The sequence below is a fragment of the Edaphocola flava genome, from assembly GCF_004118155.1.
Classification (GTDB): Bacteria; Bacteroidota; Bacteroidia; order Chitinophagales; family Chitinophagaceae; genus Edaphocola; species Edaphocola flava.
Genome location: NZ_SAIQ01000004.1, coordinates 143,584 through 156,104, shown reverse-complemented (window position 1 = coordinate 156,104; position 12,521 = coordinate 143,584). Strand labels below are relative to the sequence as shown.

Here is a 12,521-nt window from a genome sequence, read left to right as displayed (position 1 = left end):
AATACTTGGTCATGCCATTTTACTTATTGCTTTGCTCCAGCAGTTCGATCAGCTGTGGCTCATCGGGTTTTACAATGTAGTATGCTCCTATTTTCCCCTTGGTAGTCAAGACCATATATCTTGGAATCCAGTTCAGGTCTATGTAATTATTGAACTTATTTTTCCAGCCGGCTTTAAACCAATAATTCTCTTTTCCTGCCAGTCCATGCTTCGCCATACTGGACTTCCAGGCGCTATCGGAACGGTCCAGTGACAAATAAATAAAGGCCGCTTTGGGGTATTTCTGAGACAAAGCCTTGCTTTCCTCCATTACGGCAATACAATCTTTGCACCACCCGGCCCAGAGATCGAGTACTACTGTTTCTTTCTTATGCTTCTTCAATACATCGCCCATGGTGAGGGAATCGCCACCAGGTGTATATACGTATTGGGTCAGGGCTTCTTTGCTGAAACCTGTTTTCATCACTTCGGGCTTTTTCTGTGCCTGCAGGCTCGCCGCAGTGGCCATTAAGATGCCCAGACCAAAAATCTTCTTCATTTATATTAATTAATTCCTGTTGTATACAATAGTTTACTCTTTAGTAAAGGTAAAGCTGCCACCACCCTGCTTCAGCGTCATGGTTTTTGCTGCGGGATCAAACTCGAATACAGCCGCCGCCTGCTCAAAGCTGAACTGATTCTTGGCAGTAGCGGTCAAGGGCATGGCCGGCTGCCCGGTAGCCTGTGCGGTCAGTACATCTTTATCCCTTTTGAACGTAATCTTCATCGGTGCCCCTTCTACGGCATATACGCCCTCATATTGTGCGAGTTCTGCTTCGGTAACGGCATAGGTAGTGAACACAGGTATTTCGAAAGGTTGCTGAAAGGCAGCCTGACACAATACGATAGTGATATTATTATTGACATAATTACTTCCGTTGGATATAAAGGAGAAAGAGACCTTGTCGTCCGGGAAATAGCCGACCATTGAAGAAAAGCCATCAATAGCGCCATCATGGCCATAGCCTTGCTTTTCGTTAAAAGGAAATGCAAACATACCAATACCAAATACATCTTTTTTGGTCTTCATCTGTTCCAGCGTTTCCGGCTTCACCAGCTTTGTGCTGAATATACCTTCCTCAAAACGGATGAGATCTGCTGGTGTCGATACTACCCCACCTGCCCCTAAGGGTACGGAAGGGTCTGTCTCGGCTTCCTTTTCCCAGCGATTAGTATAATTATAAGAGTATGCTTCTCCTTTTTTAGTATCTATTTTGCCGCCATAGTAAGTGTCTTTCAGCCCCAGCGGAGTAACAATCTTCTGCTTCAGCAAATCGGCATATGGCTTTTTATATATTTTTTCCAGGATCAGGCTGAGCAATACATAATTGGTATTGCTGTATTTTGTTGTTTCACCTGGTGCAAAATCACTTTCCAGACCCTCAATGCGCTGCTGCATTGCGCCAGGAGCCTGAGGCTGTGTATACCATTTCTGGTAGTCATCGTCGCTGGTAAAGTTATGTATACCGCTCTGGTGGCGTAACAATTGATCTATACTGATCTGATCTGCATTCTTTACTTTGGGAAAATATGCAGACAGTTTAGTATCCAGGCTGAGCTTTTTTTCTTCCACCGCCTGCATGATCATCGTTGCTGTAAACATTTTGGAAATGGAACCGATATGCAGATGAGGTCTTTGCTGCAAAGGTACTTTCTGATCTACGTCGGAATACCCTACAGATCTGGTATACAGGACTTTGCCATCTTTAGCTATGGCAACAGATCCCATGAACTTATTATTTGTTTCCAGGGTGGCAAAATACTGGTTCAGCTTTGCCGTGTCCAGGTTTTGTGCATATGTTTGAGTAATGGTAGCGCCGAATAATAAACCGGCCAGTACTGAAATTTTAATTGGGTCAGGGAGTAAAGAATTCATAGCTTCCGAAGATATAAAAGTTCCCCGTTATGGGGATATTTTAACTGTTAAGATTTTCTTCATAATGAACATATCTTACTGCAAATGAAGGGAATATTAAATTTTAGCATAAATTATAAGCTAAATAGCTTATAATTTACTTATTATATATTTATAAAATTTGATAGTTATTAGTATAAAAACATTTACATATTACATATTTAAATAAATTAAAAAGAAATATAGATTTAACGTTGATCTGTTTGCCTATTAAAAAAAACCATAATACTTTTGCCTCATTCATTTTGATACTTAACCACATTATTCATATTAAAAAACTTATTAGCTATGGCATCAGAAAACAAAAATTTTGTAGAAACCGTATTGGAAGCACAACAGAAAATGGTGGACAATATGGTAGAAACCACTAAACAGGCTACCCAGAACAATGCGTTTGTAAACGACAACATGGAAAAGGGTAAAGAGTTCTACAAAAACTGGCTAGAGCAGCAGAAAAAAGCATTCTCCGGTTCTGCAGAAAAAGTAGAACAGGTAACCAATAATGCTAAAGAACAAATGGAAAAAGCAGGTACCTTTTACCAAAACTGGTTAAACAACCAGGTAGAAATGGCTAAAAAAGCCTGGGAAACAAACCAGTCTTTCATGAAACAACATACTCCATCAGCTGACAAAATGTTCCAGTTCAATCCAATGGAAATGATGAACAACTGGAATGGCTGGTTTCAAAAATACCAGACTGCAAATAACTGGATGAACCTGATGCAGTCTTTCAGCCCGATGAACAGCTTTAACGGTCAGTCTGACTGGAACGGCATCTTTGGTCAGTATAACGATCTGCTGAAACAATCTTTCTCTCAGTTCTCTCAGAACTTTCAGCATAACAATAGCAAAGATGCATTCTCTAATATGATGAATGTAACGTCTGGCTTCAGCAAATTTTACGAAATGTGGCTGCCATTCTGGAAATCTATCCAGGACAAATCTTTCAACGCTGAGCAGTTCAAAAAAGCGTTCAACTTTGAAGCATACAAAGAACTGATGAACAACTATTTCGGTTTCAATACAGACGAAAGCCGCAATTACATGCAACAGGCTACTGAAATGATGAGCCAGTATGTAAAAGATGCTGCAGGTCAAGGCCGTAGTTTTTACCAGCAGGCTACTGAAGCAATGAATGGTATGAATCCATTTGGCGGTCAGAATGTATTTTCTGCTATGACGAATATGTACCAGGCGATGCAGCAAAACCTGAGCGAGTCTGCTGCTCCATTCACTAAAATGGCTACTCCTAACCAGTTTACCAAAGCGGCAAGCGAATGGTCTTCTATCCTGGATAAGACTGCTATCTACAATATCAAAAATGCAGAACTGCAGTTCATGGTATATCAGCAAGGTCAGAAAGTAATCGAGTCTCTGGCTGATAATATTACCGGAAAGATCGAAAACGGTGTTGAGATCAACAATATTGCTGCTTTATATCAAGAGTGGTTAAACATTGGAGACCAGGTATATGTATCTCTGTTCGAAAGCGATGAGTATAGCCAGCTGATGGCTGAAGTTAGCTCACTGCAACTGAAGATCCGTAAAGAAATGGATATGCAGTCCGAAAAAATGCTGGCTGGTATGCCGGTTGCGACTAAATCAGAACTGGATGAGTTATATAAAACGATCTATGATCTGAAGAAAGAAGTACGCCAGCTGGAAAAAATGCTGGAAGTAAGCGATGAGATTCCTGAAACAGAAGAAGAAGGTGCTGAAGTGGAAGGTAAAGCCGCTAAGAAAGTAACCAAAAAATAGTCTTTACAGATTTATATCATATAGCAGAAAAGCCATTCTCCGGAATGGCTTTTTTCGTTACAGGCTTGTAAAATATAGGTGAATACTGGCATTTTGTATTTTTATTAGTACTTAAAGTAAAATAAATGTTTGATATTTAACGTCTATAAGCTATAAAACAAGAAAACAATCCACAACTATATGAATTCAAATATTCTTTGGGTCGATGATGAAATCGAATCACTGAAATCGCAGATATTATTCCTGAAAAATAAAGGTTACGAAGTTACCCCGTTTACGAATGGTTACGATGCGTTGGAACACCTGAGAAGCCATCAGGCAGAAGTGGTCATCTTGGACGAAAGTATGCCCGGTATGACCGGCCTGGAGACCCTGAGCCAGATCAAAACGCTCTACCCCAGCCTGCCGGTTATAATGGTAACCAAAAACGAGGCAGAGAATATTATGGAAGAGGCCATCGGCGGCCAGATTTCTGATTACCTGATCAAACCGGTAAATCCAAACCAGGTATTACTTTCTTTAAAGAAAATATTTGACGGCAAGCGACTGGTTTCTGAAAAGACCACTACGGAATACCAGAAAGATTTCCGTAACCTGTTTATGACCCTAAACTCTAACCCTGATCTGGGTGAATGGAAGGACCTGTATAAAAAACTTGTATACTGGGAACTGGAAATGAGCAAAAGTGACAGTCCGGAAATGCTGGAGGTATTCAACAGCCAGAAAGTGGAGGCCAATACCGAATTTTTCAAATTCGTATCCCGCAATTACCTGGACTGGATCAATAAAACGACTAAGGATATCCCGATCATGTCGCACAATGTATTTGCCGACAAGATCGCTCCATACCTGACCAAAGATAGACCTACCTTCGTGGTATTGATTGATAACCTTCGTTTCGATCAGTGGAGAACGATTGCCCCAATCATCAATGAGCAATTCCGCACGGAAGATGAAGATATGTTTTTCAGTATTCTGCCCACCTCTACACAATATAGCCGTAATGCAATATTTGCGGGTATGATGCCGCTGGAGATTGAGAAAAAATATCCTAATGAGTGGAAGAACGACGATGAAGATGGTGGCAAAAATCTGCATGAAAAAACATTCTTAAAAGGTCAGTTACAGAAACTCAGATTAGACAATCTTAAGTGGGATTACCTGAAAATCACGAATAATGATGACGGTAAATCTATGGAAGATAACATCCATAACTACCTGCAGAATGACCTGACGGTAATCGTGTATAACTTCGTAGATATGCTCTCTCATGCCCGTACGGAAATGGAGGTACTTAAAGAGCTGGCCAGCGATGAGGTTTCTTACCGCTCCCTTACCACCAGCTGGTTTGAACACTCTCCCCTGTACCGCGCACTGAAGAAAATTGCTGATAAAAATATTCAGCTGTTCATCACTACAGATCACGGAACGACAAGGGTTAAATCGCCTAGCAAAGTAGTGGGTGACCGGGCCACGACGACCAACCTGCGATACAAGCATGGCAGAAACCTGCAGTACGAAAGCCGGGATGTATTTGACATCACCAACCCTAAGCAGGCTGGCCTGCCACAACCGAATGTAAATTCTAAATATATCTTTGCGAAGGGAGATGTATTCCTCTGCTATCCAAACAATTATAATCACTTTGTAAACTATTACAAGAATACCTTCCAACATGGAGGGGTGAGTCTTGAAGAAGTGATTGTGCCGATTGTGCGCATGAGCAGCAGATAGACAATATTTCTTTTCTATATGTAAAGGATGGTAAAGGATGGCCGCTGGTCATCCTTTTTTTCATAAAAAAAACGTGTGGCAATGTTTTTACACTTAATTTTGCCGCGCCTGCTAAAATGGGCTTTTATAATGCATCAACATATCCAGAAAATCCAGGAAGCTTCTGCGCCCTATCGCGATCAGATCATCAATCATAAGGTATACTCTGTGATTGAAAATATTGAAGACCTCAGCGTATTTATGCGCTACCATATCTATGCGGTATGGGACTTTATGTCTTTACTGAAAGCATTACAGAACAACCTTACCTGTACCAGTATTCCATGGTTCCCGGTGGGCGATGGTGAAACCCGTCAGCTGATTAATGAAATTGTGGCCGGAGAAGAATCGGATATAGACCAGGATGGTAATAAGAAAAGCCATTTTGAACTGTACCTGGATGCGATGGAACAATGCGGTGCTGACACCACAGAAATACATACCTTCCTGGATGCGCTGAAAGCCGGAAAAGACTTTACTGCCGCTTTCGATACAGCTCATACTCCACAGGAAGCCAGAGACTTCGTTAATTTCACCTTTGATACTATCAACAGCAATAAGGCATATCTGCAATCTGCAATCTTTACCTTTGGTCGTGAAGACCTGATCCCGGGCATGTTCCATGCAATTATCGAAGATATGTACCGCAGCCTGCCTGAGAGTATCTCTATCTTTAAATATTACCTGGAGCGCCATATCGAGGTGGATGGCGACCATCATAGTCACCTGGCCCTGCAGATGACCAGTAACCTGTGCGGTACTGATGAGCAGCAATGGGCAGAGGCAGAACAGGCTACCATTGAATCGCTGAAAAGCCGCATCCGTTTATGGGATGGTGCCTATGCCGAACTGGCAAAAAAGAAGAACCTGGTTTAAGCCAGAATTGATATAAATCAAGATTATAAATAAAGGAGTCCTGTATACGGACTCCTTTATTTATATGTTGTTGTAAAAACAGCCTTACCTTCTTCTTATATAGGTACAGGTTTCTATGCTCTTTCCAAAATAACGTTTACTGCCTTTTTGCTTTTGCAGGTCAATATATTTTGAAATTTCTGAAACGGTCTCCTCCAAAACCTGCAGTTTATTCTGGGGCTGAATATGGTATAGTATATTTTGCTGTCCATCCATTATATCCAACTGGTTCATATTGCTTACATTCAGCTGCATTGCGGCGATGTTGCTATAATAAATTACGGTTTCCTCTTTCTTGTTTTTATATATGGTTATTTTATCCGGATAAAATTCGATTGTGTTTTTAGGCATTACAAAATGCCGCAGCACAAAGAACGGAGCCAGAAAACCCAATCCAACCAGAAGCCCCACTCCCTTTGCACTACCGAAATTGTTCACCGCATCTGCCATACCTATTATGCCCCCAAATATCAGGTAGCAAATCGTAAATACGGCAACGAAATAAATCACAGCCAGAGGTATACCCCTTTTCAGATCATTTTGCTTAAACTCAATTTTCTTTAACTGATTACCGGTGCCCATGTGTAGCGTTTTTTAATGAGTTGGTTAGATACAAAAATAGCCCGGCAGGAATTGCTTTGGGCTATTTAGAAAATGGTTAAACTACTTTTTATGCTGTTGCTTCTTCAGCGAATCGATCATCGGTTTTAATTCAATTTCTCTGCGGATGGCCAGATCTTTCTCCGACTCTTTCTGTATCGATTTTATCCGCTCTGCCTTGGCAGAATCCAGTACGTGCTTTGCCTCTTCCGGGGTATACATTTTATCTTCTGATGTTTTGGAACAACTGCTCCAGATAAGTACGCCCAGGATCAGGCTTATACTCTTTTTCATATTTTACTTAACGGGAATATTGATTTATCTGATATAGAATGATGATACAAAATTAGCAAAACCAAAAGACTTTAGGAACGTACCTTTGTGAAAGTATTATTAAACACAAGATGAAAGAACTTAAGGCGCTCAATAAATATTTTTTCAAGTACAGACTCCGTTTCGGTTTAGGCATTCTGTTTGTAACTATATCCAATCTCTTTGCGGTCCTGCCACCGGTAATTATCAGGACGGTCATCGACCAGGTATACAGCAACATCAATCTTTACAGACTGGTAAAGGATACCGCCCTGAGCCAGGATTATGTAACCCTCATTATGAAAATGGTTATGGTGAGTGGTTTACTGCTGATCTCCTTTGCGCTGATCCGTGGCATTTTTATGTTCTTCATGAGGCAGACCATTATCGTGATGTCCCGCCATATAGAATATGATCAGAAGAGTGAGATTTATAATCAGTACCAGAAGCTGAGCACAGCCTTCTTTAAATCGCACAGTACGGGCGATCTTATGAGCCGCATGTCGGAAGATGTAAGCCGTGTGCGCATGTACACCGGGCCGGCGATTATGTACACAATGAACTTCATTGTACTGACAGCACTGTCTATCTGGGGTATGTTTCGCGTAGATGCTATGCTGGCAGCCTGCTCCCTTATGCCCTTACCCTTGCTGGCCTTCAGTATGATCCGTATCAATTCTGTAATCAACAAAAAGAGCAGTAAGATACAAGCCGAGCTGGGACAACTCACTTCGCTGGCCCAGGAATCATTTTCCGGCATCCGTGTCGTAAAATCATTTGTGCAGGAAAAAGACATCCAACAGAATTTCGAAAATGCCTCACAATCGTATCGTAAAAGCACGATTGGTCTGGCCAAAACGGAAGCCTGGTATGTACCATTAATGAGCTTCTTCATCGGCATCAGTTTGCTGATCACTATCCTGATGGGTGGTATGAAAGTAATTGACGGCACCATTACGGTGGGTAATATTGCGGAGTTTATCTTCTACATTACCATGCTCACCTTCCCGGTATCGACCCTGGGCTGGACCAGCTCTATGATACAACGCGCCGCAGCATCTCAAAAACGCATTAATGAATTCCTGCAATTGCAGCCAGACATTATTTCTCCTGAAGATGGCCGTGCAGCAGCAATGGCAGGTGATATTAGTTTCCAGCATGTTGATTTTGTTTATCCACATACCGGCATTAAAGCATTGTCTGATTTCTCTCTGAATATTAAACGCGGGCAAAAGGTAGCTGTTCTGGGCAAAACCGGATCGGGCAAGTCTACCCTGGCTCATTTGTTGTTGCGCATGTACGATCCGGCAGCAGGAACGATAAGCATCGACCATGTAAATGTGAAGGAATGGAAACTGGAATCTCTGCGTCAGCAGATCAGCTATGTACCTCAGGAGGTATTCCTGTTTTCGGATACCATCTCTAATAATATTGCTTTTGCGCAGGATCATATTTCCGAAGGGCAGATCAAGCATGCTGCTCAACTGGCGCATGTAGATAAGGACATTCTGGGGCTTAAAGACCAATACGATACAGTAGTGGGCGAAAGAGGAGTAATGCTCTCCGGAGGTCAGAAACAAAGGGTAAGTATTGCCCGTGCACTACTGAAATCGCACCAGATACTGATCCTGGACGATTCTATTTCGGCAGTAGATACCACCACGGAGCAGGCTATACTGCGCAACCTGAAACAGGAATTAAAAGATCAGACGGTGATCATCATTACCCATCGTATATTCAAGAACTGGGATTTTGACCAGATCGTGGTACTGGAAGATGGCAAAATTTCAGAACAAGGTACGCATGAGGAACTCATGCAGCGGAAAGGTTTTTACTACGACCTGTACCAATACCAGGTAAATTAAGAAAATTGATTATCCGCTTACAGGAAACAAAGATTTGCCTTTTTCCTCGCGTTAATTTCTATGGCTACCTTTTGCCTTGATGCAAAAGGTACCGCCAAAAAATCAAGGCTGTATAAATCCCTGGCTAAAAATCAATGTGTCGGTCGGTCGCTAACCATACTCGCTGCGCTCAGACAGTGGTTTACGACTTTATCGACCAATCCAATGATTTTCTTAACGCCGGATTTATAAGGCCTTTCGAGCGATCTGTACTGTACGGATTGCTTGTTGTTTTCATCACAGCGATAGCCATTTTGGAGTGGAGATGCGATCGTTGAGCAGCGAACGCATCACACGTTAAGCTCAGACGATCAATGCACGCAACGGTACAAAATGGCGGTGCTCCGCAATCGCCTTGATGAAAACAAAGGCATTTTTGATCCTTTTGTTGCCGGACAAAAGGACAAGTTAAATAGTTGACTAAATGTGGATAGTCAGTTTAAGAAATTCAAAAGTAAAAAGTCTGAGTGTAAAAATAGCTCCATTTCGTTATGCTAACTGAGCATTGTGAAATGGAGCTATTTTTTGTGATCTTATCGTCCGGCTACCTTCTGGCGCAAGTTGTGAAACTTACGCCTTAAAATTTCATGCATTTTTAATGCGGTTTCAGATCTAAAAAAAAATAAAGGCCGTCTCAAAGAATTGAGACAGCCTAGAAAATAAAAGGGATTGTATGAAAAAAGGTATGATTCTTTTTTGTATCAGGGAAGACTAGTTTCCACCCATTCCTCCGCCCATTTGTCCAGAGTTGTTTTTCTTCAGGTCATCGTTATTAACGGCTTTTTCTTTACCGTACTGCATTTTACCGAAGTTATAGTTGAAGCTCAGTCTTACACCACGACCTACATAAGTAGTCATCATATCATATGTAGCATTCTGGTAACGGTAAGTGGTCGGGATATTGATCTTAGCCGTCAGGAAGTTTTCTGCAGCAACACCGATTGTACCTTTACCTTTCAGGATGTTCATCTGCGCACCGATGAAGTAGTAGTACCATCCGCCTTGATTACCTTGGAGTTGCACCTGGTTACCGTTCAACATACCGAAACCGTTCAGGCTGAACTTGTCATTGATCGTATAGTTGGCATAAGCATTACCTCTTACCTCCCAACCAGTATTTTTAATCTTAATGTTTGTACCATTATCAATAATTGTACCATTCAGTTGTTTGTAATAAGCACTACCGTTCAGGTTGATCATCAGTTTACCGAAGAAGGTACTGCTCGCAAACAGGTCGAGACCGCTGATGTTTGATTTGGCGATATTGCCATAGCTTGTCAGACTGATTCTTGTATTCGGATCTACTTTTGTAGTAGCTTCAATTGCATTATCAGTATAGCGGTGGAAGGCAGTCAGGTTAATGCTGGAGCGACCGATAAAGGTGCTGTAACCCAGTTCAATATTATGCGTTCTTTCCGGTACCAGCCTTTCATTACCCTGTTTCCAGTTTAAAGTGTCACTGTAATCGATATAAGGATTTACAAATTCGATAGACGGACGCTCGATACGTTTGTTATAGCTCAGCTTCAGTTTATTGAAGTTCTTCAGATCGTACATGAATACCACATTCGGCAGGAAGTTGTTGAATACCGGCAGGGTAAAATCACCTCCATTATTATCGCGGATATTACCGTTAATATGGGTAATCTCGTAACGGGCACCAGCAACCATGCTTATCTTTTTGCTCAAAGGCGTAGTGAATTGTCCGTAACCGGCACCTACCAGTTGGTTATACTGTAAGCGGTTGGTTCTTAGAGGATCCCGTACGTAGTCAGCCTGGCCACTCGTCCATTTTTCCAGGGAGTAATCGCTGGAGATATCGCGATTGATCGCTTTAACCCCGAACTCCAGTTTCTGGTTTTTGCCTTTCAATGGTTCTACATAGTCTACCTGTACAGTAGTCTCATTATTTTTAGTTTTATTATCATTAACCTCTTTATAATCAATATTATTAGAGACCAGATTTGTACTATTCAGGTTATATCCAGCATTCATCGACTGTGCAGAATACGCCACCAGTACATCTAAAGTACGTTTAGGATTATTCTTGAATTTCTTAGAATAGGCTGCATTCACCCCTACTGTGTTTCTAGGATTCTTCTGGTCGATATCACGTGCGAAGTTGATATTGCTTGCCGGATAAGCCATCGTAGTCTTCATCTCCTGGTTCCAGGTACCCGGGTTATAATTTACACTGGCCTGGATAGATTGCAGGGAGTCGATCTGGTAATCGGCACCTAATTTGCTCCAGCCAAAATTACCATAACCCAGCATGTGCTGCGTTTGATCCAGTCGGCTTTCTCTGGCCTCTCCCGGAAAGTCGGTACGGCCACCTTTGCTGTCCAGCACCATAGCCCAGCGGCTGAAACCGAAACTGGTATTCACCCCCCATTTACCCTGACGGTAATTGATGTTGGCACCAACATGGCCCATCAGCAGGTCGCGGTCTATATTATAGCTTGGTGCACCAAATATGGTACCGCTCAAACCTTTAACCAGCTTACGTTTGGTAATGATATTGATGACACCGGAAGCACCCTCACCATCATATTTGGCACCAGGGCTGGTCAGTACTTCAATGCTTTTGATATTATCTGCAGGAATCTGGCGCAGTACATCTTTTACAGAAGAAGCCATCAGTTCAGAAGGCTTACCATCGATCAGTACTTTGATGTTACTGTTACCTCTCAGTTGTACATTACCCTCCATATCTACGGTTACCATCGGTACTTTACGCAGTACATCGGTAGCCGAAGTACCCTGGTTGGATTTGTCATTTTCTACATTGTAGTTGATACCATCCGGGCGTTGTTCGATTATCTTCTTGAAATCAGTAACCGTCACTTCTTTAAGTGTAGTTGAAGTAGTCATGTTAACAGTCCCTACATCTGAAGTGCCGGAACTGATCGCTACATCCTGCTCAAAGTTTTTATAATTGACAAAATAGGCAGAGAGTTTATATGCACCATTAGGTACGCTTTCGATAGCAAATTTTCCGCTTTCGTCGGTATAGGCAAAGTACTGCTTTTTATCGGCACCGGTCAATACGACATTGGCCATTTCTACCGGTTGTTTTGTATTGGCATCCAATACAGTACCGGTAACCGTTACGGCACTCACATCGGCCGCTTCTACAGTCGGAACGGAGATCTGAGGTGTAGTAGTCTGTGCCTGAGCCAGGGATATGCTAAGGCTGCCGGCAACGGTTATTAACAGTGGAAGAGTCTTCATAATTAGGAATTTACGGTACAAAATTAGGTTGATGTATTTTCTTTTTTGTACCCCCATCTGGGGGATTTTGTTCT

General features: G+C 42.0%; 9 protein-coding genes. 4 read left to right on the top strand and 5 right to left on the bottom strand.

Features of this window, described 5'->3' with window-relative positions:
* Nucleotides 1-19 precede the first annotated feature (19 nt).
* Together EMP01_RS12880 and EMP01_RS12875 are read right to left on the bottom strand one after the other, a co-directional pair.
* Entirely contained in the window at nucleotides 20-538 is a 519-nt protein-coding gene (locus EMP01_RS12880; RefSeq protein ID WP_129021960.1) for a TlpA family protein disulfide reductase, read from the bottom strand.
* A 33-nt stretch (nucleotides 539-571) separates the two neighbouring features.
* Nucleotides 572-1,915 (bottom strand): serine hydrolase domain-containing protein, encoded by a 1,344-nt coding sequence (locus EMP01_RS12875; protein ID WP_129021959.1) that lies wholly within the window; start codon nucleotides 1,913-1,915, stop codon nucleotides 572-574.
* Nucleotides 1,916-2,242: 327 nt separating this feature from the next.
* Here EMP01_RS12875 and EMP01_RS12870 point away from each other — a divergent pair, with 327 nt between their 5' ends.
* The 3 genes from EMP01_RS12870 (at nucleotide 2,243) to EMP01_RS12860 (ending at nucleotide 6,361) form a co-directional block, all read left to right on the top strand.
* Nucleotides 2,243-3,712: a poly(R)-hydroxyalkanoic acid synthase subunit PhaE gene (locus EMP01_RS12870; RefSeq protein ID WP_129021958.1), complete on the top strand. Its 1,470-nt coding sequence runs from the start codon at nucleotides 2,243-2,245 to the stop codon at nucleotides 3,710-3,712.
* Nucleotides 3,713-3,892: 180 nt separating this feature from the next.
* Entirely contained in the window at nucleotides 3,893-5,446 is a 1,554-nt protein-coding gene (porX, locus tag EMP01_RS12865) for a T9SS response regulator signal transducer PorX (RefSeq protein WP_129021957.1), read from the top strand.
* 129 nt (nucleotides 5,447-5,575) lie between these two features.
* Nucleotides 5,576-6,361: a DUF3050 domain-containing protein gene (locus EMP01_RS12860; protein WP_129021956.1), complete on the top strand. Its 786-nt coding sequence runs from the start codon at nucleotides 5,576-5,578 to the stop codon at nucleotides 6,359-6,361.
* Between the two features lie 84 nt (nucleotides 6,362-6,445).
* Here EMP01_RS12860 and EMP01_RS12855 read toward each other — a convergent pair whose 3' ends face one another.
* Nucleotides 6,446-6,982, bottom strand: coding sequence for a hypothetical protein (locus tag EMP01_RS12855; RefSeq protein ID WP_129021955.1), 537 nt, complete (start codon nucleotides 6,980-6,982; stop codon nucleotides 6,446-6,448).
* A gap of 81 nt (nucleotides 6,983-7,063) precedes the next feature.
* Nucleotides 7,064-7,294: a hypothetical protein gene (locus tag EMP01_RS12850; protein WP_129021954.1), complete on the bottom strand. Its 231-nt coding sequence runs from the start codon at nucleotides 7,292-7,294 to the stop codon at nucleotides 7,064-7,066.
* A 110-nt stretch (nucleotides 7,295-7,404) separates the two neighbouring features.
* Between EMP01_RS12850 and EMP01_RS12845 the strand changes: the two genes are divergently transcribed.
* Nucleotides 7,405-9,177: an ABC transporter ATP-binding protein gene (locus EMP01_RS12845; RefSeq protein ID WP_129021953.1), complete on the top strand. Its 1,773-nt coding sequence runs from the start codon at nucleotides 7,405-7,407 to the stop codon at nucleotides 9,175-9,177.
* 750 nt (nucleotides 9,178-9,927) lie between these two features.
* Here EMP01_RS12845 and EMP01_RS12840 read toward each other — a convergent pair.
* The gene (locus tag EMP01_RS12840; protein WP_161971335.1) at nucleotides 9,928-12,447 is read right to left on the bottom strand and encodes an outer membrane beta-barrel family protein; all 2,520 of its coding nucleotides are present in this window, start codon (nucleotides 12,445-12,447) and stop codon (nucleotides 9,928-9,930) included.
* Nucleotides 12,448-12,521 lie beyond the last annotated feature (74 nt).